This window comes from Streptomyces sp. NPDC001508 (assembly GCF_040298665.1).
GTDB lineage: Bacteria > Actinomycetota > Actinomycetes > Streptomycetales > Streptomycetaceae > Streptomyces.
The window spans coordinates 1-22972 of record NZ_JBEPAP010000102.1; the positions used below are offsets into that span (position 1 = coordinate 1).

Here is a 22972-nt window from a genome sequence, read left to right on the forward strand (position 1 = left end):
CACGTGCCCGCACAGCGCGGTGAAGCAGGAAGCCACCGGAAGAGTCAGACGACCCAGGCCGGAATCCCTGGACTTTAGGCCAGGGAGCACGTCAACGGTTGATCATATGGACGCGCCCAAAACCAGCTGTTATCGATCCGTTATGAATCGGGCCAAGGCCGATCACATTGCGGTCACACCGTGAACCATCGTGACTGCGTACCAAGGAAATTCGCCCGGCTCCCGTCGTCGCCGGAGCGGCCCGGCGCCCACCGTCGCGCGGAGCGACAGGCGGCGCGTGAGCAGGCGCGCGAAGCGGCACCCGAAACGGCATCTGGCCGCTGGCCTCGCCGCGTTGGCCGCCCTCGCGGCCGCCGGCTGTGCGGTGGTGGCATGGCCGGCGTCCGACGCGAAACACCCGGCGGCGGACGCGTCCGGCGCACCCGCCGAGCGCACCGCACCGGCCCCCGGTTCCGCCAGGCCGTCCGCACCCACACCGAGCGCCACGGGGACGTCGAGCGCCCGCGCCGAGGATCCTGTGGCCGACCGCGGCTCCGGCGCCGGCATCCCCCTCAAGGGGCCGGGCACCTTCGTCACCGCACCCGGCGAGAGCGCCGAGGCCGGCACGGGAAAGGCGCTGCGCTACCGGGTCGAGGTGGAGAACGGCATCGAAGTGTCCGCCGCCGACGCCGCCGAGGAGGTGGAGCGCGTCCTCAGCGATCCGCGCGGCTGGACGGCCGACGGGCACTCGGCGTTCCGACGGGTCGCCGACGGCCCCACCGACTTCGTGGTCCGGATCGCCACACCGGGAACCGTCGACGACATCTGCGGACAGTACGGACTCGACACCGGCGGCGAGGTCAACTGCAGCGTCGACCGCAACGTCATGGTCAACCTCAAACGCTGGGAACTGGCGACCCCCGTCTACGCGCACGACGTCACCGCCTACCGGGCCCTCATCATCAACCACGAGGTGGGCCACTTCCTCGGCCACGGCCACGTCACCTGCCCGGGCCGGGGCAGACCGGCCCCCGCGATGATGCAGCAGATCAAGGGCATGCACGGCTGCGTCCCCAATGTCTGGCCGTACGACACCGAGGGACACCTCATCACCGGCCCGTCCGTCCCCTGAACCCGGCGAGGCCCCGCCGGCCCTTCCGATGCCCGTCCGCACCCCCGTCCTGAGGAGTGCACGGTGAACTACGCGCACGATCCGGACGTGCGGCCGGGGCGGCGGCCCTCGCCCCGGCGGTCCTGGTGCCGAGCGGGCTGCCGGGCGGGGCGGCCGAGGCCGCGCCGCCCGGCGACCCGTCCCGCACCGCCGGTACGCCCACCGCGGTGGACATACGGCCCGCGAAGCTCGCCTTCGAGGTCTCCTACGACGAGGGGGACATCCCGCCCGCGGGGCCCGAGGGCGCCGCTACCAGGCCACCGGTAGTTCCAGTGGGAAGCGGCGGATCGTCGCCGTGTCCCACTTCACCTCCTGGGGTGCCACCGCCAGCCGCAGTCCGGGGAAGCGCTCCAGGAGCCGCCCCACGGCCACTTCCAGCTCCGCCATGGCGAGCGGCATCGCGATACACCGGTGGCCGCCCCAACCGAACGCCATATGGGGCGCGCCCGGCCGGTCCACATCGATGGCGTGCGGATCCGGGTAGCGCTCCGGCTCGCGGTTGGCCGTCAGATACGACACATGGACGAAGTCGCCCGCGCGGATCAGCACACCGTCCAGTTCCACGTCCTCGAGCGCCACCCGGGGAATCCCGACACCCTTGCGGAACGGGATGTAGCGGAGCAACTCGTGCAGCACATCCGTCAGTTTCCCGGGGTTGTTCCTGACGTGTTCCATCAGCTCGGGGCGGGTGAGCAGCAGGAACATGATGTCGCTGATCTGGCAGGTCGCCGTGTCCTGGCCGCTGAGCGCCAGCACCAGGGTCATGACCGCCAGTTCCCTGTCGTCGAGCTGTTCCTGCCCTTCCCGGGCGGCGGCCATCGCGCTGATGATGTCGGGGCCCGGCGACTTCCGGCGCTGCTCGACGAGTTGGGCGAAGCAGGCCGTCAGCTCGGCCTTGGCGTTGGCGGCGGCCTCCTTGTTGCCCTCGCCCACGACGAGCAGCCGGTGCAGGGACTTCTGGATGCCGGGCCACTCCTCCCGTTCGATGCCGAGCAGGTCGAGGACGGTCTGCTGGGGCAGCGGGTCGGACAGGTGCTGGACCAGATCGGCCGGCGGCCCCTGCCGCTCCATGTCGTCCAGCAGGAGGTCCGCGAGCCGGACGATCCGGGGCCGCATCGCGTCGACATGCTGCTGGGTGAAGGCCTGCGAGGCCAGGTGCCGTACCCGGCTGCTCTGCGGCGGGTCCATCACATTGATCGACTCGGGCGAGACGATGGGCTCCGGCGTCATCCGGGGGTAGTCGCGGCCGATGATGCCGGCCCGGCTGAACCGGTGGTCCGTGGTCACCTGCTTGACGGAGTCGAAGCCGGTGATCAGCCAGGCGTCGGCGTCGCCGTGCGGAAGCCGGATCTTCACGGGTTTGTCGCGGCTCATCAGGTCGGCGAGCACGGGATCGAAATCCAGGGCGTCACTGAAGTCGAACGGGCAGGTGATGGTCTCATCGTTCCCGGTCATCGGATGGCTCTCCTCGGGGCAGTGGTACGACGTGGGGGTGTCCACGGCTGGCAGAGGCCCTCGGCGGGCCCGACGGCGGCGCGCCGGACGCCCGGCAGCGCACGGAGCGCCCAGACGGCCCTGGGCCGGGCGGCGGCCCCCTTCGGCGTGGGACTGTGCCGCGCCGCGGGTCACGGAGACGGCCCGGACCTCATCGGCGATCATCACCGCTCCGCGTGACGCTTGTGCGGCCGACCGGCTGGACGGACACCCCGGTGGCCGCGGCCGGCGCGCCGGCCGGCGGGCCGGGGCGGGACACGGGTGGTCGGGACCGGGAATCCTGCTGTCGCTCGTCAGCCATGACAAATGCCTCCTGGCGCGATGGAAGCACGGCAGACGGTGCCAACCCATGATCGGCACCCATGCGTTCGGCTCGATGGACTAACCGCCGTCATCGCCCGACGGCACGACCGTCCGGTACGGCCGATCGGCGCAGCGCCACCCCCTCCGCCTGCCCCGGCGACGTACCCGGGCAGGCCCGATGACGCCGCCCGACCTGCGCGGTGCGGTGGCCTGGCCCCGGTGCGCCGACCGCTGTCCCGCAACCGGGGGAACCGGGCCGCGGCCGGCGACGGCACGGCCCGGCGGCCCCCTCACCCCCGGCCGGCGCGCGGGCCGCCCGACCGCACGCGTCGCACGCACGGCCAGGTCACAGCGGGGCCAGGGGCATCGGCCGCGCGCCCGCGCCGCCCGCCCGCACACCGCGGTGCCGCCTCCCGGCGCACCACCACCTGGAAGGAGTGCCCCGGCCGCCACGATCGGAGGGCGGCCCGGCCGTCGATCATGTGACGTGTACGGCGATGGTCCGCGCGCACTCCATCGCCTCGCTGCGGGTGGTGTCCACCTCCAGGTCGTAGACCACGCCCCGGTGGACCACCTCCGCCTGGGCGGCGGCCATGCCGGCGATCCGATCGCCCCGCGCGACCTCACGGCCCGCGGCGACCGCACCGTCACATCTGACGCCGACCCACAGCACCCGCAGCCCGCCCAGGGCCTTGTGCCGGCGCCGCTGTGAGTCCGCGCCGCTGAGGAAGACCTCGTCGACGACGACCCGGGCGCCCGCGCGGGCCATCGCGGCGACCCCCTCGATCCATGCCGCTTCCAGCGTGCGGAACGCCGGCCCGACCGTCACCCCTCCGTCCGCGGCGAACTCGATCCCGCCGTCGGAGGCTTGCAGGGACGCGGGCATCGCGTCGACGAGGGTGTCCGTCCCGAGGGCCGGCCACGGATCCGGCAGGACCGCCTGAAGACACCGGACGATCCCGGACTTTCCCGAGCTGGAACCCCCGTTGAGCACGATCACCTGAGTCGTCACCGCGCCACAGTAGGGGCGCGGGGGCATCCCTCGAAACGGATTTACGGTCAGTCGAACCAGGCGCGCACGGCCTCGTCGACGCGGCCGACCGACTCCTGTCCGAAGACCCGCTCGTACCGGTCCCGAATGCTGTCGAGCCGTGCGCCGGCGGCCGGTGCCGCACCGGCCGGGTAGAGGACGACCACCCGGTAGGAGCGTTCCCTCTCGATCACGCCGTATCGGTCCCGGTACTGGCCGCGGCCCTCGTCCACGGTCAGTCCGTCCGGGAAGCGCGGGGTGACCTCGGTGTCGAGGAACCGCTGGAACTCCGCCTCGGTCACCGCGTTGCCGCCGCCGGGCCGTTCGGTTCCGAAGTACAACGTGGTCTCGATGTAGGCGTCCCGGTGGGCGGCGGGCGCGGCGTCGGCGACGACCACGGGGGCCAGGGCCGCGCCGGTCACCGCGAGGCCGCAGCCCAGCAGCAGACCGGCTCGTGTGTGGATCTTCATGCCGGGGACAACGGGGGCGCGGCCGGACGGGTCGCGTGCCACGCGCATTCTTCCCTGGATCCGGGGACCTCCTCGCCGAAACGGGTCCGTGCTGCTCCCCGGCCGTGCGAGATGCCGCTCAGCCGCCCGATCCGCCCTGCGGGCCCGTCCGTTCGGACGCGGCGCGGGAGCCGGCGTCGAGCGGCGCGGGCAGGGGCGAGCCCGCCGGCCCTGCGGCGCGCGGGGTGTTGACGGCGGGGGCGATGAGGACGGCCATGATGGCGCAGACCAGCACGGCGATCATGGCGGTGCGCAGGCCGAAGCGGTCCCCGAGGAACCCGAGGCTGGGCGGCCCGACGAGGAACGCGATATATCCGACGGTCGCCACGAGACTCACCCGTGCCGTCTGGTCCGGGCCGGAGTCGCCCGCCGCGGACAGCGTCAGCGGAAACCCGAGCGAGGCGCCGAGTCCCCACAGCAGGACGGCCGTTCCGGCGAGCACCGCACTGTCGGAGAAGATCACCAGAACGAGCCCCAGGGACGCGGACAGGGCGCTGGCCCGGACCACGGCGCCCCGGCCGAAACGGTCGACGAAGACGCCGCCGCCGAAACGCCCCAGGGTCATCGCCGCGGCGAAACCGGCGTAGAGGAGCGAGCCCAGCGCCGGGGCGAGCCCGTGTCCGTCGACCATCAGCAGCGGCAGCCAGTCGTCGGCCGCACCCTCGGCCAGGGCCATGGCAAGGACGACGAGGCCGATCAGCAGCAGCCGGGACTCCCGCCACAGCCTGGTGGAGGAGCGGCCCGCGGCACGCGCCGATGACACATCGCTGCGTCCGATGCCCGCGGGCACGGTACGAAAGGCGTACCCGAACGCCACCGCGGACACCAGCGTGACAACCGCCAGATGCCAGTGGGTGGGAAACCGGACCGCCGTGGCGGCCATGCCCGCGACCGCGCCGATGACCGTGCCGAGGCTGAAGAAACCGTGCAGCGTCGGCAGCACCGTGCTCCCGGTGATCCGTTCGACGTCCGCGCCGTCGATGTTGACCGCGACCTCACCTGATCCCATGCCCGCGCCGAACGCGAAGAGCCCCGCGGCGACGACACCGGCCGAGGACAGGAAGCCGCCCGCCGCTATGACGGCCGTGCCGGCGATCACCAGGCAGGTGCCCAGGCCGATGACGGGCCTGGAACCGTAACGGGCGACCAGCCGCCCGGAGCAGAGAATGCCGATCATGGAGCCGACCGAGAGGCCGAACAGCACGAGTCCCATCTCGGCCGTGGAGGCGCCGAGCCGGTCCCGGACGTCGGGGGTCCGTGTCACGGGTCGTTCGGCGTCCTCGGCCAGTCGGCGATCGTCTTGTGACGTGCGCGGTCAGCGCGCGGTGGCCGCTCGGATCAGGGCGGGCGCCGCGATCTCGACGTCCCTGTCGCCGCTCCAACGGCCCAGCGAGAGCCGCAGCGCCCCCAGCGCCCGCTCGGCGGGCAGGCCCATGGCCGTCAGGACGGGCGACGGCTCGTGCCGGCCGCTGTGACAGGCCGAACCGGTGGAGGCCGCGATCTCGGGGCAGGCGGCGAGGAGTTCGACCCCTACGGCGCCGTCGACACTGACGTTGAGCGTGTTCGGCAGCCGGTCCACGACCGGGCCGTTCAGATGGACGCGGCCGGGCAGCCCCTCGGCCAGCCGCCGCTGGAGGTCGTCGCGCAGCGCAGCGATCCGGGCGGCCCGGCCGCCGGCCAGCTCATCGACGGCGAGCCGCGCCGCGGTGCCGAGCGCGACGGCCAGGGCCACGTTCTCGGTGCCGGCGCGCAGCCCGTGCTCCTGGCCGCCGCCGTAGACCACCGGCTCCAGGCGCACCCCGTCGCGTACGTAGAGGGCGGCCGTGGCCTTGGGCGCGTACATCTTGTGTCCGACCACGGTCAGCAGATCGACACCCAGCAGCCGCACATCGAGGGGGAGCTTCCCGGCGGCCTGGGCCGCGTCACAGTGGAACAGCGCGCCGTGCGCGCGGGCGAGGCCGGCCAGTTCGGCGACGGGCTGGAGGGCGCCGGTCTCGTTGTTGGCGGCCATCACCGACACCAGCACCGTCTCCCTCGTGAGGGCGGCGGCGAGTGCGCCCGGGGCGACCAGCCCGGCACCGTCGACCGGCAGCACCGTCACCCGTGCGCCGTGCAGCCGCTCCAGGGCCCGGGCCGTCTCCAGCACGGCCGGATGCTCGGTCGCCTGGGTGATCACATGGGGCCGGGCGCGCCCGGAGGCCAGCACCGCGCCGCGCAGGGCGAGCAGGTTCGCTTCGGAGCCCGAGCAGGTGAAGACGATCTCGGGGGGCCGGGCCCCGACCAGGGCGGCCACCCGGTCCCGCGCCTCGGCCAGCGCCCGGCGCGGCTCGGCGCCGTAGGGATGGCCGCTGGAGGGGTTGCCGAAGAAGTCGCTCAGGTACGGCGCCATCGCCTCGGCGACCCCGGGGTCGACGGGCGTGGTGGCGTTGTGGTCCAGGTAGACCGGCCCGCCGGCCAGCGCGGGGTGCGGCGGGAGGGCGTCACCGGTCATGTGCGCTCCGCGGCGGCGACGGGCATACCGGGCCGGGTGATCTTCGTCATTCGGCCTCCACGAATTCGGCCTCCACGAATTCGGCCTCCACGAATCCGGCCTCCACGAATCCGGTCTCCACGAATCCGGTCTCCGTGATTCCGGCCTCCGTGATTCCGGTCTCCGTGGTTCGGGCCTCCATGAATCCATTCTGCGTCGGTCCATCCTCCGTCGGTCCAGGGAATGTCGTAGAGGAAACAGGGCGCTTTGGCCGAACGCCCCCTGCGACACGCTGGTCACCAGGCGGCCGCGGGGCCCACCATGGCGCGGAGCCGCTCGAGTGCCGCCAGCCGGGCCGCGTGGCCCGGTGCCACCGGGACCACGCTGAGGGTGGTGACCCCGGCGTCGCGGAAGGCCAGGACCCGTCCGCGGACCTCGCTCTCGGTGCCCACCAGGGACACGGCGCGCGCCAGTTCGTCGGGTACGGCAGCCGCCGCCTCCGATTTCCGGCCCGCCAGGTACAGCTCCTGGACGCGCCGTGCGGCCCGCGCGTAGCCGTACCGGGCCATCAGATCGTTGTAGAAGTTGCGCCCCCTGGCCCCCATGCCGCCGGCGTACAGCGCGATATGGGCGCGGACCGCGTCGAGATGGCGGTCCGCGTCGTTGCCGATCGCCAGGTGCACGGGCGCCACGACATCCAGCCGGCCCAGATCGGCATCGCGTCGGCCGAGACCGGCGCGGAGCGCTTCGCCCCACACATGGTCGGCCTGCACCGGATGGAACCAGATCGGCTCCCACCCCTCGGCGATCTCCGCGGCCAGGGCGACGTTGCGCGGGCCCATGGCGGCGAGCGAGACCGGAATGCGCTCCCGCACCGGCGCGTCGATCAGTTTCAGCGGCTTGCCCAGCCCGGATCCGCCGTCCTCGGCGGTCAGCGGAATGCGGTAGTGCGGGCCCCGGTGCGTCAGGAGTTCACGCCGCCACACGGCGCGGCAGATCGCGACCACCTCGCGGGTCCGGGCCACGGGAGCGTCGTACGGAACGCCGTGGAAGCCCTCCACGACCTGGGGTCCTGACGCGCCGAGACCGAGCACGAACCGGCCGCCGGAGACATGGTCGAGTCCGGCGGCCGTCATCGCGATCAGCGTCGGGGTGCGCGTGGGCAGCGGGATGACACCCGAGGCGATCTCCATCCGCTCGGTGACCGCCGCCAGATAGCCTAACTGGCTGACGGCATCCCACCCATAGGCCTCCCGCACCGTCACCCGGTCGAGGCCGGCCCGCTCGTAGTCGGCGAGCCGTGCCGCGGTCTTGTGGAAGGCGGAACCCGCGTACGGCAGGGCCATGGCGATCCTCATCAGTGCCCCATCCCCAGTCCGCCGTCCACGGGAAGCACGGCCCCGGTGATGTAGCGGGCCTCGTCGGAGGCGAGCCAGCGCACCGGGCCCGCCACGTCGTCCGGTTCGGCATGCCGTCCGAGCGGTACGCCCGCCAGCATCTCCGCCCGGCGGGCCGCCGACACCGTCCGCGCCATGTCCGTCATGACCAGACCGGGCGCGACCACGTTCACCGTGATGCCCCGGCCCCCGAGTTCCCGGGCGAGGGAACGGGCGAGGCCGACCATGCCCGCCTTGCTGGCGGCGTAGTTGGCCTGACCGGTCGTCCCCGACAGCGCGGCCACCGACGACACCAGCACGATGCGCCCCCACCGTCTGCGCAGCATGCCGGACACCGCACGCCGGCACACCCGGTAGGCACCCGTGAGGTTGGTGTCCAGCACCCGGGTGAACCGCTCCTCGGGCATGCGCAGCAGCAGCGCGTCGTCCGTGACACCGGCGTTGGAGACCAGCACCTCCACGGGACCGTGGGCGGCCTCGGCCTCGGCGAACGCGGCATCCACCTGCGGGGGATCGGTGACGTCGCACTTGACGCCCAGCAGGCCGGCCGGTGCGCCCGAGCCCCGATGGGTGACGGCCACCCGGTCGCCCTGACGCGCGAACGCCTGGGCGACGGCGAGGCCGATGCCCCGGTTCCCTCCGGTGATCAGCACGGATCGTGCCATCGTCGAGTCTCCTTCTCACGAGTCGGGCAGTGGGTGCCGAGCGTCCGGGCGGGGCACGGGGGCCGGGCGGGGGCCGTCGTCCAGCCGCACGACGGCCTCGCCGCGCACGGTCACCGGCCCGTCCTCGATCCGCACGCCGAGTTCGAGCCGTGCCGTCGCCGGCCCGTCCGTGCCGGCGGCCGGGGTGTCGACGGCGGTCACCCGGGCGGTGCAGCGCAGCCGCGCGTGCACCGGTGTGGGGGCGCGGAACGTGACCCGGAAGGACACCAGACGGGTCAGGGGCACCCAGTCGGTGAGCATCCGGCCGAGGAACGCCATCGACAGCATGCCGTGGGCGATGACGTCGTCGAGTCCCGCGGCCACCGCCGCGTCGGAGTCGATGTGGATCGGATTGTGGTCGCCCGACGCCCCCGCGTACAGGGCGAGCATCGCCCGGGTCACGGGCGGCGGGGTCAGTTCGGGCAGCTCGGTGCCGACGGTGACGGCAGCGGCCGTGGTCCCGTTCATGCCGGCTCCCGTGCGGCGGGTTCGCGGCGCACCGCGAGCACCTGGTGCAGATCGGCCACCGCGGATCCGTCCGCCCTGCTGACGGCGGTCTCCTTCGCGATCAGTTGCAGTGCGCCGCCGCGGTGCGCGCGGACCGAGACGATGACCGGCGCGAAGACGAGCTGGTCGCCGGCGTGCGCGGTGCCGTGGTAGACGAAGCCCTGCTCGATGTGCAGCACCCTGCTCAGCTCCACGCCCAGGCCGGCCAACGCGTCGTGCGAGTGCTCCAGTTCCAGTCCGAACAGGAAGGTGGGCGGCACCGGCAGATCGGGATGACCGGCCGCACGGGCCGCCGTGACGTCGACGAAGACGTCGTCGTCCGCTCCCACCGCCGAGGCGAACTGCCGCAGCCGTCCGCGTTCCACGTCCGCCGCGAAGGACGCCAAGCGGGTACCGGCGTACGAGGGATCGATCACCGTATGATCACCTGGCGTTCCTTCTCCCGGCCGGCGTGCAGCAGTTCACGGTTGCGGATGGGCTTCCCGTTGGCGGTGCGCGGCAGTTTGCGGACGAAGTGCAGCGCCTTGGGCACCTTGTGCGGGCCGAGCCGGGCACGGCACCAGTCCAGCAGCGCACCCCGGGTCAGGGAGTCGTCCGCGACGAGATGCGCCTCGATGGCGTCGCCGTACACCACCACCGCCTCGGTCACCGCGGGATGCTGCAGGACCACCGACTCGACCTCCGTCAGATCGACGTTGAGGCCGCCGATCACCACGGTGGAGTCGGCACGCCCGTGGATCTCCAGCACACCGTCGTCGGGCCGCGCCAGACACCGGTCGTGTGTGTTCAGCCAGCCTTCCCGGTAGCGTCCCTCCCGGTCCGCGTGCAGATACGGGTCCTGCGGCAGCCACACCCGCAGCGTGCCGCCGACGACCTCGGTGCGCATCCCCGGGGCGGGACGGCCCACGGCGGGCGGAGCGTGACGGCCAGCGAGGTCGGTGGCGATGATGCCGGCCTCCGTCATGCCGTACGCCTGCCCGATCCGTACGCCGTGCACCTCCTCGAAGCGGCGGAACACCTCGGCCGGCAGCGTCTCACCGCCGGACACCGCGAGCCGCAGCGCGGGCAGATCACCGGGCCGGCCGACCCGGGAGAGCAGATCGAAGTGGACCGGTACCCCGAAGACGGCGTCGATGCGCCGCTCCGCGAGGACCCGCAGCAGATCGCGGGGCTGGGGACTGCCGCTGAAGTGCAGGCAGACACCGCCCCGCAGGGCGTGCAGCACCCCTCCGATCAGCCCGAACGAGTACGTCACCGAGCTGAGCAGAAGCAGTCTCTCCCCGCGCCGCGGCATGTCCGGCAGCCGGCCGAAGCGGTCGAGTTCGGCGAGCAGCGAGTCACCGGTGCGCCCGATGACCTTGGGCAGTCCGGTCGAGCCGGAGCTGAACTGCACCAGGCGGTGCCCGGTGGCGGCCGACCGGCCCGAACGGTGCGTCAGCACCACGATCTCGCACTCGTCGCGGAAGGTGACCAGGGCCGGCACCGGCCCGTCCACGGCGAGGTGGAACTGCGGCTCGCACAGGTCCAGCAGCCGGGTGGTCTCCGCCGCGGTGAGCCGCGGGTCCATGAGCAGGACCTGGGCGCCCGCGGACCACGCCGCGAACAGCGTCCACAACAGGGTGAAACTGGGCAGCAGTTGAACGGCGACCGTGCTGCCGCGACCGATGCCGTGCGCGGCGAGCACACCGCGCACGCGTGCGGTCTCCTGTCTCATCCGGCCGAACGTCACCTCCTGCTCGCCGTGCCCCCAGACCTCCTCGGTCCTGGTGTCGTCGGCGAGCACCGACACGAGCCAGCGCTCGAACGCCGAGGCGTCCGCGTCGACAGTCATCACAACCCTTCCTGGCAGAGGGGACCGGAGCGGTGCGGCCGTGCCGCACCGCCCGGTGCCGGTCACTTCTCGATGCAGAACTCGCCGACGGGCCAGCCGACATGACGCTTGTCGTCGGCGATGTGGCCGAGCAGCTGGTCCCCGGGCTTCAGTTCGGTGACGTTGAGCACCGCGGCGCCGGGCCCGAGCACCCGTACGTGCCAGTCGTCCTGGACGGCCAGGCTCACCTCGACACCGGACTGCGACAGCGCGCGGATGGTGAGCATCGGCCGGGATTCGAGCTTCACCCGCCCGACCACGATGCGCCGGGTACGACCCTCCGTGGTGACCCCCAACACGGTGCTGCCCGCCTGGAGTTCGCTCAGGTAGTTGGTGCGGTTGTCCGCCCCGAGGACATAGGAGTGCAGGGCGCCGGCGTTGACCCGGAAGGGACGCGTGGGCATGTACGGCAGCGGGTGGGTCTCGCTGACGCAGAGGATGAAACCATGGGCGTAGGACCCCACGAGGATGCCCTCGTCCTGGCCGAAGTGTGAGCAGGTGTCGACGCACACCCGGTCGCCGAGGCCGTTGTGCTCGATCGACTGCACGGTCAGGGTGCTGAGCGCCAGGTCGGGACTGTCCTGTTGCAGCAGCCGGGTCAGGCCGAACACATCGTTGGCGTCGCGCGGTGCCAGCAGCAGGCCGTCCGAGCCCTTCTCCAGTACGTCGACGATGATGCCCGCCTCCTCCAGGTCGCCGGCCTCGCAGATCAGCCGGCCCGGGCTGCGGTCCGCGGCGGCGATCACGATCTCCAGCGGGATCTTCGTCGGGTCCCGGAACTTCACCAGCGTGTTGGACAGCGTCCGGGCCGCCGCGCAGGCGACCTTGAGGGTGGCGTCGTCGACGACCTCGACGAAGGCGCCGGTGCGCGCCCTCTCGTCCTCGCTCTGCAGAGTGAGCTTGTCGAGTTCGGCCGCCGTGGCGATGGGGGTGAGCACGATGTCCGCGGCCTCGGCGGCCTCGGCGGGCAGCGGGGCGTCCGGACGCGGCAGCAGTACCTTGGCGACGGTCGGGGGCAGCGTCCGCAGGACGTCGAGGCGGTCGTCGAGCACTCCTTCGAGGCGGGCGTGTACGGCGGCGTCGACGATGCCGGGGCGCAGCTCGTCGGGCACGGAACGGAGGTCGGTCCAGGCGAACTTCACGGGAAACCCTTCGGTAGGTGGAGCCGTGGCGGGATGGGACGGTTCCGGACGGGGCGGGCCCGCTCGCGGCGCGGCGGGACCCGAGCGGGCCGCCACCGCGCGGCGGGCGACGGCTGCCGGACGACGGCAGCGCCGGGCCGCATCGTGTGGGTCCGGGCGGGTGGTCAGGGGTGCGGGGTGCGGTGGCGTCGTAGGGGGTGGTCGGGGTTGCGGGGACGTGGTGTCGTTCCAGGCGGTGGTCAGGGGTGCAGGGGGTGTGGTGTTGTTCCAGGGGGTTGCCGTTGTGCGGTGGGTGGGGGTTGTCGGGCGGTGGGTGGCGCTGGGCCGGATCGTGTGGGTCCGGGTGGGTGGTCAGGGGTGCGGGGTGCGGTGGCGTCCCTGCGGGTGTTCAGGGTCGCCGGGACGTGGTGCTGTCCCAGGGGGTGATCAGGGTTGCGTCGGTGTGGTGTTGTTCCAGCGGGTGGGCAGGTTGCCGGGACGCGGTGGTGTCCCAGGGGGTGGGCAGGGTCGCGGGGACGCGGTGGTGTCCGTGCGGGTGGGCAGGTTGCCGGGACGGGGTGGTGTTCCGTGGGGTGGTCAGGGTTGCGTAGGTGTGGTGTTGTTCCAGTGGTGGAAGCCCTGGCCGGTTTTGCGGCCGTGGTGGCCGTCTGCCACCAGCCGGTGCAGCAGGGCGGGGGTGGCGAAGACCGGATGGCGGTACTCCTTCTCCAGGCCCACGGCCACCTCGCACAGCACATCGAGCCCGGCCTGGTCGGCGGTGGCCAGGGGCCCCATGGCGTGTCCGAAGGCGAGCCGGCAGGCCCGGTCGACGTCGGCGGCGTCGCAGATGCCGGCCTCCACCAGCCGGACCGCCTCCAGCACATACGCGATGATCAGACGGGTGGTCACAAAGCCGGGCAGGTCCCGCTCCACCACCACGCACTCCTTGCCGACCGCCTCCGCGAACGCGCGCGCCGCCCGCACGGTCCGGTCGGTGGTGTCCCGGCCACGCACGATCTCGCACAGCCGCATCCTCGGGACGGGGGAGAAGAAGTGCATGCCGACGACGTCGCCCGGCCGCCGGGTGGCCCGGGCGATGTCGGAGACCGGGATGCCGGAGGTGTTGGTCGCCAGCAGGGCGTTCGGGGGGCACAGCCGGTCGAGTTCGGCGAAGATCCGCTGTTTGAGACCCAGGTCCTCGGCGACCGACTCGATGGCGACCGGGCAGACGGCGACCCGCTCCAGATCGGTGGTCGGCCGGATGCGGGCCAGTATCTCCTCCGCCTCCTCGGCCGGGTGTCCCGACCGTGCGCCGGCCCGGACCAGGGAGGCCCGGATGGTCTCCCGGGCCCGGTCGAGGGTCTGCGCGCCACGGCTGTAGAGCACCACGTGATGTCCGGCCGCCGCGACGACCTGGGCGATACCGGCACCCATCACGCCGGCCCCGACGACGGCCACGGGTGACGTGCTGTCCTCTCTCATCGGCTGACCCCGGTGGCTCGGACGGGGCCGCGTACCGCGCCCGGGTGCGGTACGGGCGGCGGTGCCGGCGGCGCGCCCGGTTCCGGGCCGTCCGGCTCCTGGTGCTGCTGCAACCGCCGCCAGATACGCAGCCCCCGTTCGGCGAGGTCGCGGTGTCCGCGGAAGATGCGTGCCATGACCCGCGCGCAGTCCTCGGGATCCCGTACCAGCCGGGTGGTCACGGTGCCGCGCTCGGCGACGGTCAGGACGTTGTTGACGAGGGAGACCTTGCCGCCGCGGATGCCGCGCGAGCACATCAGGGTCCGGGTGGTCTCCGAGACGGTCTCCCCGTCCAGATGGAAGGCGACGGCCTCCTGGAAGTGCGCCACGCTGAGCGGCTCGGGCACGAACCGGTACAGCGGCAGCCACTCGCGCTCACCGCGCCGGTACACCACGTACCAGCCGTCCTCGGACCCGATGCGGTACGCCCATCCGTCCTGGTGCTGCTCGCCCGGGACGAACTCGATGGGCTTCACGTAGACGAGATGGGTGTAGCTCGCGTCCACCAGCCACTCGGTCCCCTCGATCCGGACCATGAGGATGAGGTGGTCGCCGCCCTTGCTGAAGTACTCCCGGTGCGGCAGCCAGATGTGCGCGGCCAGGACCGTCACGTCGAAGCCGATCTCGCGCAGCAGATCGGACAGCAGTCCGTTCGCCTGGAGGCAGAACCCGCCGCCGCGCCGGGTGACGATCTTGTCGTAGACCCCGGTCCGGTCGATGACCGGGCGGCGGCCCTCCGGGCCCTCCAGCGCTTCGAAGGGCACTTCGAGAACGTGCTTGCGGCAGATCTCCCGCAGCACGTCCAAGGTCGGCTCCAACGGGCCGCGATAGCCGATCCGGTCCCAGTACGGGTCCCGTGGTGGCCGGGCAGACAGCATGGTGGCTCAGGCCTTCCTGTGGACGGAGGGGTGCGGAGCCCGGCGGAGCCGGCAGGTCAGCCGGGCGGTGCACAGGCGTCGAGTCCCCGCGTCGGTGATGGAGATCTCGTAGGTGGCGGCGCTGTCACCGCGGTGCACGGGGACGCAGACACCGGTGACGGTGCCGTCGCGGACGTCCTCGTGGTGGGTCAAGGACAGCTCCTGGCCGAGGACGATGCCGCCCGGCCCGAGATCGAGCGCGGCGGCGACCGACCCCAGGGTCTCGGCCAGGACGGCGTGCGCCGCGCTGTCGAGCCGGCCGTACCGGTCGCGGTTGCCCGCGACCGGCAGCGTGCCGACGAGCCGGCCCGCGGACCATTGTGTGATCCGCACGCCGAGGCGGGTGGTGACCAGTTCACTGGGGTCGACGGAGCCGAACCGGATCGGCGGCCCGGCCGGTGCCGGCCGCGTCGTAGGACCGGGGGGCCGGTCGTTCGTGCCGTGGGCTGTGCTCGTGGTGTCCAACGCCGCTCCTCATCGCGGTCGCCCTGCGGATCGACGGGGTGGTCGACGGGGTGGGCTACGGGGTGGTCGCCGGCATGGTCAGGGCGCGGCCAGGAAATCCCGCGGGTCGCTCCAGCGGATGAGCGCGCCGCCCACACTGAGACCCGCGCCGAAGGAGACCAGCACCACCCGGTCGCCCGCGGTGATCCGGCCGGTGTCCACCGCCTCGCGCAGGGCGAGCACGGACCCGGCGGCCGAGGTGTTCCCGAAGCGGTCGACGTTGATCACGGTCTTGTCGTGCGGCAGTTGCAGCCCGTCCATGATCCCTTCGATGATGCGCCGGTTGGCCTGGTGGAGCACGATCAGGTCCAGGTCCTCCGGGGTGAGGTTCTCCTCCTGCGCCAGCTTGCGGACGAACCCGGGGATGTTCTCCAGGGCGAAGTTGCGGATGTCCCGGCCGACGATGCGGATGAAGTTCTGCCCGAAGGAGGAGTGCACCCGCCGTCCCTCGGCGTCGACGACCGGATCGCGGGAGACGAGGGCGGAGTGGTAGCCGCCCGGGTCGGTGCGCAGCACGACCGTGCCGATGCCGCTGTCCGGCACCGTGGGTTCGACGAGATAGCAGGCCGCCGCGTCACCGAAGATCACCGCGGTCATCCGGTCGGTCGGGTCGAGCAGCTTGGTCACGGTGTCGGCGAGCACGACCGCGACCCGCCGGTAGGCGCCGGAGCGCACGTACTTCACGGCCACGTCCAGGGCGAAGACGGAACCGGCGCAGCCGCCGCTGTTGACGTCGAAGGCCACCGCCTCCGACAGCCCCGCGCGCCGCATGACGGCGACGGCCGTGGCCGGTGCCATGAGATCGGGTGTCACCGTCCCGCAGATGACGAGGTCGATGGAGTCCGGGTCGACGTCGGCGCGCCGGCACGCGTCGAGCAACGCGCCGGCCCCCATGGAGGCGGTCGTCTCCTCCTGCGCGGCGAACCGGCGTTCCTGGATGCCGATCTTCTCCGTGATCCAGGCGGCGTTGGTGTCGATCATCTCTTCCAGGTCGGCGTTGGTGACGACCTTCTCCGGCAGATACTGGCCGATGGCCCTGATGCCCACGCCGAGCGGCTGTGTCTCGGTGCTGGCACGAAGGTTGGACATGGCGTTGGCTCCTCGGTGTCGCGGGGCGGACGTGCTTTTCGGCGGGCGGCGGACCGTGGCCGGTCGGGGTAAGGGCGGGGCGGGGGTCAGGGCGAGCCGGGCTCCGCCGCGGTGAGCTGGCGGTAGGAACCGCCGTAGAACACCAGGGGTTCGGCATCGGGCGGCCCCTGGTGGAGGGCGACCACACGGCCGATGAGCATCACGTGGTCGCCCGCGGGGACGGTCGTCGTGAGCACGCACTCCAGCGCGGCCAGCGCCCCGTCGATCACGAGGGAGCCGGTGGTGCCCCGCCGCCCGCCGAGGTACGACTGTGCCGCCAGCCCGGTCGGCCGGTCGTGGTCGGCGAAGCGCACCGACTGCTCGCGCTGGCCGGCGGTCAGCAGGTTGACCGTGAAGTGCCGTGCCGTCAGGGCGCTGTCGAGAATCGAGCTGTCCTGCCCCAGGCACAGCGACAGCAGCATGGGTTCCAGGGAGACGGACGTGATCGAGTTGACCGTCACCGCCCGGGTCCGTGTCCCGCAGCCCTGCGTCACGACGGCCACCCCGGTGGGGAAGCGGCCCATGGCCCGCCGGAAGACCCTGCCGCTCGGCGCCGTGGTCCGGCCGCCCGTGACCTGGCCCTTCTCGCTCGTCGGCGCGGCCATCACACCGGGGCGCTGCGCTCGCCGATCAGTTCCGCCATGGCACCGATCGTCGGAGCGTCCAGCAGCTCGTCGTCGCTGATCTTCACGCCCAGGTCGTTCTCCACGATGATGGAGAGTTCGACCACGGAGAGCGAGTCGAGCCCCAGGTCCTGGAGGGTCGCCTCGGGAGTGACCTTGTCCGGGGAGACCTTCAGCTTCCCGGTGAGAATCGTCTGCAGTGCGGTGAACATGGTCGGGTCCGTCTCCTTGTGACGAGGTGGAAGTGCCTCAACTGCCGGGCAGCTTGGGCCAGATGAGGGTGGTTGCCCCCCAGGCGAGGCCGCCCCCGAACGCCGTGAGCAGGGTGCGGTGACCGGCGGCGAGCCGGCCGTCCGCGTGGGACTGGGCCAGCAGCAGCGGGATCGACGCGGCCCCGGTGTTGCCGACGGCGGCGATATTGGACAACTGGTGCTCGGCGGGGATGCCGAGCCGGTCCGCGACGGCCGTCAGGATCCGGGAGTTGGCCTGGTGCGCCGCGAACCGGTCGAGGTCGGCCACCGTCCAGCCCGCGGCCCGTACGGCATCCCGGGAGGCGGTGCTCATCCGGTCGACGGCGTGCCGGAAGGTGTCCCGGCCCTCCATCTGGAAGAACTGCTCACCGGGTGCCTGCGGCCGCAGCGAGGAACGCTGCCGCGACCCGCCGGCGGGCACCTGGATGAGGTGGCTCAGCTCCCCGTCCGTGCCGAGGACGATCGGCCCGAGCGCGCCGGGCTCCTCCGGGTGTCCCGCGCGCAGTACGACGGCCCCCGCCCCGTCCGCGAAGATGACCGCGGTGGAGCGGTCCAGGGGGTCGACGATCGTGGTGAACGCGTCCGCGCCGATCAGCAGGACACGGTCGGTGATGCCGGCGGCGAGCAGTCCCGCCGCCGTCGCGAGGCCGTACAGAAAGCCGGTGCACACCGCGGAGATGTCGAAGGCGGGGACGCCGGTGAGTCCCAGCCGGGCGGCCACGTCCGGCGCGGTGGCCGGGCAGATCCGGTCGGGTGTGGTGGTGGCCAGCACGACCGCACCGGCCCGGGGTTCCCCGGAGTTCTCCAGTGCCCGCCGGCCCGCCTCGACCGCGAGGTCGGAGGTGGCCATGCCGGGCAGGACCCGGTGGCGGGTGCGGATGCCGGTGCGGGTGCGGATCCATTCGTCGGAGGTGTCGAGATGGGCCGACAGATCGTCGTTGGTGACCACGTGCGGAGGCACCCATCCTCCGACGCCGCTCACCACCGCGGTCCGCTCGTCCGTGGGCGGGCTCATGGGCATGCGCTCGTCTCTCCTTTCGGTGTCGGGGCCGCGCGGTGCAGCAGGCAGGTGAGCCGGGCGGAGGCGACCCGGCGGTCCCGCTCGTCGTGCACGGCGACGTCGTAGGTGGCGAGCGTGTCGCCGAGGAACAGCGGGGTGCACACACCGAGGACCCAGCCGTCACCGCGGGCCGCCCGGTGGTGCGTGCACGACAGTTCCTGACCGGTGACCCGGCCGCCGGGACCGGCCCGCAGGGCCGCGGCGTGCGCGGCGAGGGCCTGGGCGAAGGCGGCGCTCGCCCCGCCGTGCAGGAAGCCGTACATCTGCCGGTTCCCGGCCAGCGGCATCCGCGCGACCAGGCGTTGCGGGTCCTCGTCCAGGATCTCGATGCCCATCCGGTCCGCCAGGGTGTCCTGCGCCGGGCCTGCGGCCGTCATGCCGCACTCCCCGACAGGGCCGGTCCGACGACGTATCCGTACGGTCCCGGCACCCGCACCGGTGTCGGCGCGGATGCGGCGCCGGGCGCCGGGCGAACGGCCTCCGAGGCCGCGACCAGGGACGCCAGCCAGCCGAAGCGGCGATACCGGACGTCCTCCTGCGGTGGGCCGGCGGCCGTGGTGCCGTCGGCGGCGACAAGCGGCGTCGGCGCCCCGTCCGGGTCCGGCTCGCGGGCCAGCAGCAGCGCCGCCGCGCAGTCGCCGTCCGGCAGCGCGGCCAGGCCCTCGGGACCGGACGCCCGCCGGTGCACCCAGGTGGCGCGCTCGTTGGCGGCGAGTTCCACCCCGATCACCAGCACCCGGTCGACCTCGTCCTCGTCCAGCATCAGGTCCGCGCTGAACAGGGCCTCGGCGACGCCGTGCCGGGCCACGGAGAGGCAGGTGACGGGTCCGGTGATGCCGTACTGCCTGCCCAGGTGGCCGAGGACGGAGGTGGTGACGGACTGGAAGAACAGCAGCGGGCTGTGCACCTGGCCCTCGGTCAGGCGCCGGGTCGCCGTGTCCAGGGTCACCGTGTCCCCGAACATGGTGGCCAGCACGATCCCGGTGCGGGAGCCCGCCGCGCCGATCCGGTCCCGGTCCGAGCCTGGCGCCCCGAGGCAGTCGGTGGCGACCGCGTGCACGAGCGGGCTGAACCGGGACGTCACGAAACCGATGACCTTGGGCAGTTCGACCGGTGCCGCGCCGGGCAGCCCGGTGGCCGCACCGCCCCAGGGGGTGAGGCAGGCCGACGCGAGCAGCGCGCGGGGCCGCGCGGGGCACTGATCCGGCGTGGCGTCGCGGGCACCTTCCGGGTGCGTGGTCGGGGAGGTCATGGCCGCTCCAGCAGGAGCGCCGCGTTGACCCCGCCGAACGCGGCGTTCAGGGACAGCGCGTGGGTGATACGGGCGGGGCGTGCGGTGTCGCGCACCTGGTCCAGGTCGCAGGCCGGGTCGGGCTCGCGCCCGCCGATCGTGGGGGGCAGCAGGCCCGTGCGCAGGGCGAGCAGGGTGATGACCGCCTCCACGGCACCGGTGGCCTCCAGCATGTGCCCGGTGCTGCTCTTGGTGGAGCTGACCGGTACGGACCGTGCGCCCGCGCCGAAGACCTGGTGCAGCGCGGCACTCTCCGCCACGTCGTTCAGCGGTGTGCCGGTGCCATGGGCGTTGACGTAACCGATGTGCTCCGGCCTCGCGCCCGCCCGGCGCAGGGCGGCCCGTGCGGCCTTGGCCAGGCCGTCACCCCGCGGATGCGGCTGGATGACGTGATGGGCGTCGGCGGACATGCCCCAGCCGGTGAGCCGGGCCAGGACGTCGGCGCCGCGGGCCCGGGCCCGCCCGGCGGCTTCCAGGACCAGCACGGCGACCCCGTCTCCGTGCAGCAGCCCCTGACGGCCGGCGTCGAAGGGGCGCACCGCGTCCTCGGGGGACAGCGCCCGGCCGGAGTCGAACTTCGCGAAGACGTCCTCGGTCACGAGATGGGCCCCGCCGCACAGCACGGTGTCCGCGATGCCACGCCGGATCAGCGCGGCGCCCCGCGCCAGCGCGTTGGTGCCGGCGACACAGGCGTTGACGAAGGCCAACCGCGGCTCTCCCAGGCCGAGTTCGGCGCCCAGCAGCTGGGGCAGCCGGGCGGCGGCGCTGTCCAGCGTCCTGGGGTCGGTGGCGGTGTGCGCGCCGCCGGCCGCCCAGAAGTCCGGGCCGGCCGAGTGGTCCCCGTTGGTGCCGAGCAGCACGGGCGCGCCCCGGCCGTCGGTGCCGGCCATGTCAAGGGCCGCGGCGGCGCAGGCGAGCAGCACCTCGGACTGGCCCGGGGTCACGCCGGGCTTGACCGGCACACCGGGGATCTCGGGGCCCTCGCCCTCGTAGGTCGCCGCGTGGCCGGCCCGGTAGGGCGTCGGGTCGAAGCGGGTGACGGGGGTGAAGCCGGACCGGCCGGCGAACACCCCGTCGAGCAGGGCCTGTTCGCCGAAGCCGAAGGCGGTCAGGACCCCGAAGCCGGTGATGGCGACGTCATGAGCCATGGAGGATCTCCGGAGGTGTGGTCCGCTCGCCCGCCCGGTCCGCGAGGAACCGCCGCAGGTCGCGCACCGAGGTGCAGGACCCCAGCGCGTTCTGCTCGTCCTCGAAGTCCACGGTGATGCCGTGCTGTTCTTCGAGGAGATGGACGAGCCAGACGAGGGTGAGCGAGTCGAGGACGAACGGGGTGTCGTCGTCCCAGGTGTCCGCGGTCAGCAGCCCGCAGTCCTGGAGCAGTCGGCCGATGGACTCGTCCGTGATCACCGGCCCACCCCGTCGGCGACCGCGCCGCCGCGCAACGCGAGTACGTCGTCGACCAGTTCGCCGAGGGTGGCGCTCAGCTGGGCGTCGGCGTCCGCCTCGGGCACTTCGATGCCGTAGGCCTCTTCGAGCTGGATCATCAGCTCCAGCCGTGACAGCGATTCCAGTCCCAGGCCGGTCTCACCGAGCGGTGTGGCGTCGGTGACGTCGTCGGGGACGGGCAGGTTGATCACCTCACGGATGGTGGTGAGGATGAACTCCCGGATCTCGTCGCGCATGGTGTCTTCCTTCTGCTGCGGTGGCGGGCGGGTTGCGTCGGCGGACGGGCTTCAGACGGCGGCGTCGACGGGCCGCGGGTGCGCTCCCACCCGGACATCGGCGTGCACCACGGACGCCAGGGCCTTGAGGGCGGCCGTCGGGGCGGGACTGAGGAACACCCGGCGGCCGACGGCCAGTCCGCCGCAGCCCGCCTCCATGGCGGCGGTGGCGAAGTCCGTGAGGTCGGCGTCCTGGTCGCCGCCGCCCGCGACCAGGACCGGGATGGGGCAGCTGCCGACGACGGCGGCGAGGTCCGTCAGCGGCACCGGCCAGGTGGTCTTCACGAGGGTGGCGCCCAGGTCCGCCGCCAGGTTGACCGCGTGCGCGAGGAGCGCCGCGTCGTGCGGGTCGGCGATCCGCGGGCCGCGCGGGTAGACCATGGCCAGCAGCGGCATGGCCCACTCCTGGCAGGCCCGGGACACGGTGCCCAGGTCGGCGAGTTGGCGGGCCTCGGTGTCGGAGCCCATGTTGACGTGCACGCTGACGGCGTCGGCGCCGAGCCGTACCGCCTCCTCCACCGCGCCGACCAGCACCTTGGCGTCGGCGTCGGGGGAGTGCGGGGTGCTCGCGCTCAGATGCACGATCAGCGAGCAGTGGCGCAGCAGCGCGGGGTCGATGGCGCGGGCGCGGCCCTTGTGCACCACGATCGCGTCCGCTCCGCCCGCCACCACGGCGCTCACCAGGTCGTTGAAGCCGGCGGCGGAGACGATCGGTCCGTCCGCCACCGAGTGGTCCATGGGCACGAACAGGAAGCGTCCGTCCCGGTGCCGTGACAGCCGGGCCAGACGGACCTCCGTCCCGGTGCAGGGTGCGGCCATGTCCGCTCACTCCTGTCCGCCGCGCGGGCGTCGGTTGCTGTGGTGAGTCGAGTCTGTGCGCGGCGGGACGCAGGCTGAATCCTCGATCGGGGTGCCTCTCCGGCAGGGCCTCGCGGTGACGACATCGGAGGTGGCCGGACGGGCAGCTGACAGGCAGCCGGATGGGGTGGCTCGCCGTGGGCATGGCGGCGCGGCGCGTCTCTGGTGGCGGCGGGGGCCGTGGATGGGAGCGGGGCACGGCGGCGTGGGGTGCTGCGGTGGGACGGCGCGTTCGAGTAGTTGGCGTTCGCCCTGGCCGCGTAGCGGGACGGCCGGGTTGTCGGTGTCGGGTGGTCGGTGGGCAGGGGTGTGCGCGGTGACGCGTGGGGTGTGCGTCACCGCGCGGGGCGGTTGGTTCGGAGGGGCTGTCGGTTTCAGTCGGACAGTGCGGGGGCGTTGCCGGGCGCGGCGGATGGGGTGGGTCGCCGTGGGCATGGCGGCGCGGCGGGTCTCTGGTGGCGGCGGGGGCCGTGGATGGGAGCGGGGCACGGCGGCGTGGGGTGCTGCGGTGGGACGGCGCGTTCGAGTAGTTGGCGTTCGCCC

Annotated in this window: 26 protein-coding genes; 1 reads left to right on the forward strand and 25 read right to left on the reverse strand. The window is 73.0% G+C overall.

From position 1 onward, the window contains the following. The first annotated feature begins 277 nt into the window (after positions 1–277). Positions 278–1111: a DUF3152 domain-containing protein gene (locus tag ABT245_RS43840; RefSeq protein WP_351746173.1), complete on the forward strand. Its 834-nt coding sequence runs from the start codon at positions 278–280 to the stop codon at positions 1109–1111. Between the two features lie 288 nt (positions 1112–1399). On the opposite strand, the gene ABT245_RS43845 is transcribed toward ABT245_RS43840, so the two are convergent. From ABT245_RS43845 to ABT245_RS43965, 25 genes are all read right to left on the reverse strand, one after another. Beyond that, on the reverse strand, positions 1400–2605 hold the full coding sequence (locus ABT245_RS43845; RefSeq protein ID WP_351746176.1) for a cytochrome P450: 1206 nt from the start codon (positions 2603–2605) through the stop codon (positions 1400–1402). Positions 2606–3425: 820 nt separating this feature from the next. Continuing rightward, positions 3426–3959 carry a chloramphenicol phosphotransferase CPT gene (cpt, locus tag ABT245_RS43850; protein ID WP_351746179.1) on the reverse strand — a complete coding sequence of 178 codons (534 nt, stop codon included), beginning with the start codon at positions 3957–3959 and terminating at the stop codon, positions 3426–3428. 47 nt (positions 3960–4006) lie between these two features. After that, entirely contained in the window at positions 4007–4489 is a 483-nt protein-coding gene (locus tag ABT245_RS43855; RefSeq protein WP_351746182.1) for a DUF3574 domain-containing protein, read from the reverse strand. Positions 4490–4565: 76 nt separating this feature from the next. Continuing rightward, positions 4566–5699, reverse strand: a complete 1134-nt coding sequence (locus ABT245_RS43860; protein ID WP_502982319.1) for an MFS transporter — start codon at positions 5697–5699, stop codon at positions 4566–4568. Positions 5700–5801: 102 nt separating this feature from the next. Continuing rightward, positions 5802–6977 (reverse strand): cysteine desulfurase family protein, encoded by a 1176-nt coding sequence (locus ABT245_RS43865; RefSeq protein ID WP_351746186.1) that lies wholly within the window; start codon positions 6975–6977, stop codon positions 5802–5804. 46 nt (positions 6978–7023) lie between these two features. Then, on the reverse strand, positions 7024–7158 hold the full coding sequence (locus ABT245_RS43870; protein ID WP_351746189.1) for a hypothetical protein: 135 nt from the start codon (positions 7156–7158) through the stop codon (positions 7024–7026). A gap of 94 nt (positions 7159–7252) precedes the next feature. Further along, positions 7253–8314, reverse strand: coding sequence for an LLM class F420-dependent oxidoreductase (locus tag ABT245_RS43875; protein WP_351746191.1), 1062 nt, complete (start codon positions 8312–8314; stop codon positions 7253–7255). Next, a complete protein-coding gene (gene fabG / locus ABT245_RS43880) occupies positions 8314–9018 on the reverse strand; it encodes a 3-oxoacyl-ACP reductase FabG (protein ID WP_351746194.1) in 705 nt (234 codons plus the stop codon). Before fabG ends, ABT245_RS43875 begins: the two co-directional genes overlap by 1 nt. 15 nt (positions 9019–9033) lie before the next feature. After that, entirely contained in the window at positions 9034–9525 is a 492-nt protein-coding gene (locus ABT245_RS43885; protein ID WP_351746196.1) for a MaoC/PaaZ C-terminal domain-containing protein, read from the reverse strand. Beyond that, positions 9522–9980 (reverse strand): FAS1-like dehydratase domain-containing protein, encoded by a 459-nt coding sequence (locus ABT245_RS43890; protein WP_351746199.1) that lies wholly within the window; start codon positions 9978–9980, stop codon positions 9522–9524. The genes ABT245_RS43885 and ABT245_RS43890 overlap by 4 nt, the downstream gene beginning before the upstream one ends. Next, positions 9977–11395, reverse strand: a complete 1419-nt coding sequence (locus ABT245_RS43895; protein WP_351746202.1) for a class I adenylate-forming enzyme family protein — start codon at positions 11393–11395, stop codon at positions 9977–9979. The genes ABT245_RS43890 and ABT245_RS43895 overlap by 4 nt, the downstream gene beginning before the upstream one ends. A gap of 62 nt (positions 11396–11457) precedes the next feature. Next, the gene (locus tag ABT245_RS43900) at positions 11458–12576 is read right to left on the reverse strand and encodes a 3-dehydroquinate synthase II family protein (protein ID WP_351746204.1); all 1119 of its coding nucleotides are present in this window, start codon (positions 12574–12576) and stop codon (positions 11458–11460) included. 576 nt (positions 12577–13152) lie between these two features. Then, on the reverse strand, positions 13153–14037 hold the full coding sequence (locus ABT245_RS43905; protein ID WP_351746206.1) for a 3-hydroxyacyl-CoA dehydrogenase family protein: 885 nt from the start codon (positions 14035–14037) through the stop codon (positions 13153–13155). Then, entirely contained in the window at positions 14034–14954 is a 921-nt protein-coding gene (locus tag ABT245_RS43910; RefSeq protein WP_351746209.1) for an arylamine N-acetyltransferase family protein, read from the reverse strand. Before ABT245_RS43910 ends, ABT245_RS43905 begins: the two co-directional genes overlap by 4 nt. A 6-nt stretch (positions 14955–14960) precedes the next feature. After that, a complete protein-coding gene (locus tag ABT245_RS43915; RefSeq protein WP_351746212.1) occupies positions 14961–15458 on the reverse strand; it encodes a hotdog fold thioesterase in 498 nt (165 codons plus the stop codon). A 78-nt stretch (positions 15459–15536) separates the two neighbouring features. Continuing rightward, positions 15537–16586 carry a 3-oxoacyl-ACP synthase III family protein gene (locus ABT245_RS43920; RefSeq protein WP_351746214.1) on the reverse strand — a complete coding sequence of 350 codons (1050 nt, stop codon included), beginning with the start codon at positions 16584–16586 and terminating at the stop codon, positions 15537–15539. A gap of 86 nt (positions 16587–16672) precedes the next feature. Continuing rightward, the gene (locus ABT245_RS43925) at positions 16673–17230 is read right to left on the reverse strand and encodes a flavin reductase family protein (RefSeq protein ID WP_351746217.1); all 558 of its coding nucleotides are present in this window, start codon (positions 17228–17230) and stop codon (positions 16673–16675) included. After that, on the reverse strand, positions 17230–17460 hold the full coding sequence (locus tag ABT245_RS43930; protein ID WP_351746219.1) for an acyl carrier protein: 231 nt from the start codon (positions 17458–17460) through the stop codon (positions 17230–17232). The genes ABT245_RS43925 and ABT245_RS43930 overlap by 1 nt, the downstream gene beginning before the upstream one ends. Positions 17461–17497: 37 nt before the next feature. Then, on the reverse strand, positions 17498–18520 hold the full coding sequence (locus ABT245_RS43935; protein ID WP_351746222.1) for a beta-ketoacyl-ACP synthase III: 1023 nt from the start codon (positions 18518–18520) through the stop codon (positions 17498–17500). Next, positions 18511–18936, reverse strand: coding sequence for a PaaI family thioesterase (locus ABT245_RS43940; RefSeq protein WP_351746225.1), 426 nt, complete (start codon positions 18934–18936; stop codon positions 18511–18513). Before ABT245_RS43940 ends, ABT245_RS43935 begins: the two co-directional genes overlap by 10 nt. After that, positions 18933–19811, reverse strand: a complete 879-nt coding sequence (locus tag ABT245_RS43945; RefSeq protein WP_351746228.1) for a beta-ketoacyl-[acyl-carrier-protein] synthase family protein — start codon at positions 19809–19811, stop codon at positions 18933–18935. The genes ABT245_RS43940 and ABT245_RS43945 overlap by 4 nt, the downstream gene beginning before the upstream one ends. Continuing rightward, positions 19808–20998 carry a beta-ketoacyl-[acyl-carrier-protein] synthase family protein gene (locus ABT245_RS43950; protein ID WP_351746231.1) on the reverse strand — a complete coding sequence of 397 codons (1191 nt, stop codon included), beginning with the start codon at positions 20996–20998 and terminating at the stop codon, positions 19808–19810. The genes ABT245_RS43945 and ABT245_RS43950 overlap by 4 nt, the downstream gene beginning before the upstream one ends. Beyond that, positions 20988–21257, reverse strand: coding sequence for a hypothetical protein (locus ABT245_RS43955; protein WP_351746234.1), 270 nt, complete (start codon positions 21255–21257; stop codon positions 20988–20990). The genes ABT245_RS43950 and ABT245_RS43955 overlap by 11 nt, the downstream gene beginning before the upstream one ends. After that, positions 21254–21532, reverse strand: a complete 279-nt coding sequence (locus ABT245_RS43960) for an acyl carrier protein (protein ID WP_351746236.1) — start codon at positions 21530–21532, stop codon at positions 21254–21256. Before ABT245_RS43960 ends, ABT245_RS43955 begins: the two co-directional genes overlap by 4 nt. Before the next feature lie 51 nt (positions 21533–21583). Beyond that, positions 21584–22390, reverse strand: coding sequence for a 2-amino-3,7-dideoxy-D-threo-hept-6-ulosonate synthase (locus tag ABT245_RS43965; RefSeq protein ID WP_351746239.1), 807 nt, complete (start codon positions 22388–22390; stop codon positions 21584–21586). Positions 22391–22972: the final 582 nt, after the last annotated feature.

Excerpts from the sequence above, each read along its gene's own strand:
- ABT245_RS43845 (WP_351746176.1), bottom strand. The coding sequence starts at position 2,605 with ATGACCGGGAACGATGAGACCATCACCTGCCCGTTCGACTTCAGTGAC.
- ABT245_RS43860 (WP_502982319.1), bottom strand. The coding sequence starts at position 5,699 with ATGGGACTCGTGCTGTTCGGCCTCTCGGTCGGCTCCATGATCGGCATT.
- ABT245_RS43865 (WP_351746186.1), bottom strand. The coding sequence starts at position 6,977 with ATGACCGGTGACGCCCTCCCGCCGCACCCCGCGCTGGCCGGCGGGCCG.
- ABT245_RS43870 (WP_351746189.1), bottom strand. The coding sequence starts at position 7,158 with ATGGAGGCCCGAACCACGGAGACCGGAATCACGGAGGCCGGAATCACG.
- ABT245_RS43875 (WP_351746191.1), bottom strand. The coding sequence starts at position 8,314 with ATGAGGATCGCCATGGCCCTGCCGTACGCGGGTTCCGCCTTCCACAAG.
- fabG (WP_351746194.1), bottom strand. The coding sequence starts at position 9,018 with ATGGCACGATCCGTGCTGATCACCGGAGGGAACCGGGGCATCGGCCTC.
- ABT245_RS43885 (WP_351746196.1), bottom strand. The coding sequence starts at position 9,525 with ATGAACGGGACCACGGCCGCTGCCGTCACCGTCGGCACCGAGCTGCCC.
- ABT245_RS43895 (WP_351746202.1), bottom strand. The coding sequence starts at position 11,395 with ATGACTGTCGACGCGGACGCCTCGGCGTTCGAGCGCTGGCTCGTGTCG.
- ABT245_RS43905 (WP_351746206.1), bottom strand. The coding sequence starts at position 14,037 with ATGAGAGAGGACAGCACGTCACCCGTGGCCGTCGTCGGGGCCGGCGTG.
- ABT245_RS43910 (WP_351746209.1), bottom strand. The coding sequence starts at position 14,954 with ATGCTGTCTGCCCGGCCACCACGGGACCCGTACTGGGACCGGATCGGC.
- ABT245_RS43920 (WP_351746214.1), bottom strand. The coding sequence starts at position 16,586 with ATGTCCAACCTTCGTGCCAGCACCGAGACACAGCCGCTCGGCGTGGGC.
- ABT245_RS43925 (WP_351746217.1), bottom strand. The coding sequence starts at position 17,230 with ATGGCCGCGCCGACGAGCGAGAAGGGCCAGGTCACGGGCGGCCGGACC.
- ABT245_RS43930 (WP_351746219.1), bottom strand. The coding sequence starts at position 17,460 with ATGTTCACCGCACTGCAGACGATTCTCACCGGGAAGCTGAAGGTCTCC.
- ABT245_RS43935 (WP_351746222.1), bottom strand. The coding sequence starts at position 18,520 with ATGCCCATGAGCCCGCCCACGGACGAGCGGACCGCGGTGGTGAGCGGC.
- ABT245_RS43940 (WP_351746225.1), bottom strand. The coding sequence starts at position 18,936 with ATGACGGCCGCAGGCCCGGCGCAGGACACCCTGGCGGACCGGATGGGC.
- ABT245_RS43945 (WP_351746228.1), bottom strand. The coding sequence starts at position 19,811 with ATGACCTCCCCGACCACGCACCCGGAAGGTGCCCGCGACGCCACGCCG.
- ABT245_RS43950 (WP_351746231.1), bottom strand. The coding sequence starts at position 20,998 with ATGGCTCATGACGTCGCCATCACCGGCTTCGGGGTCCTGACCGCCTTC.
- ABT245_RS43960 (WP_351746236.1), bottom strand. The coding sequence starts at position 21,532 with ATGCGCGACGAGATCCGGGAGTTCATCCTCACCACCATCCGTGAGGTG.
- ABT245_RS43965 (WP_351746239.1), bottom strand. The coding sequence starts at position 22,390 with ATGGCCGCACCCTGCACCGGGACGGAGGTCCGTCTGGCCCGGCTGTCA.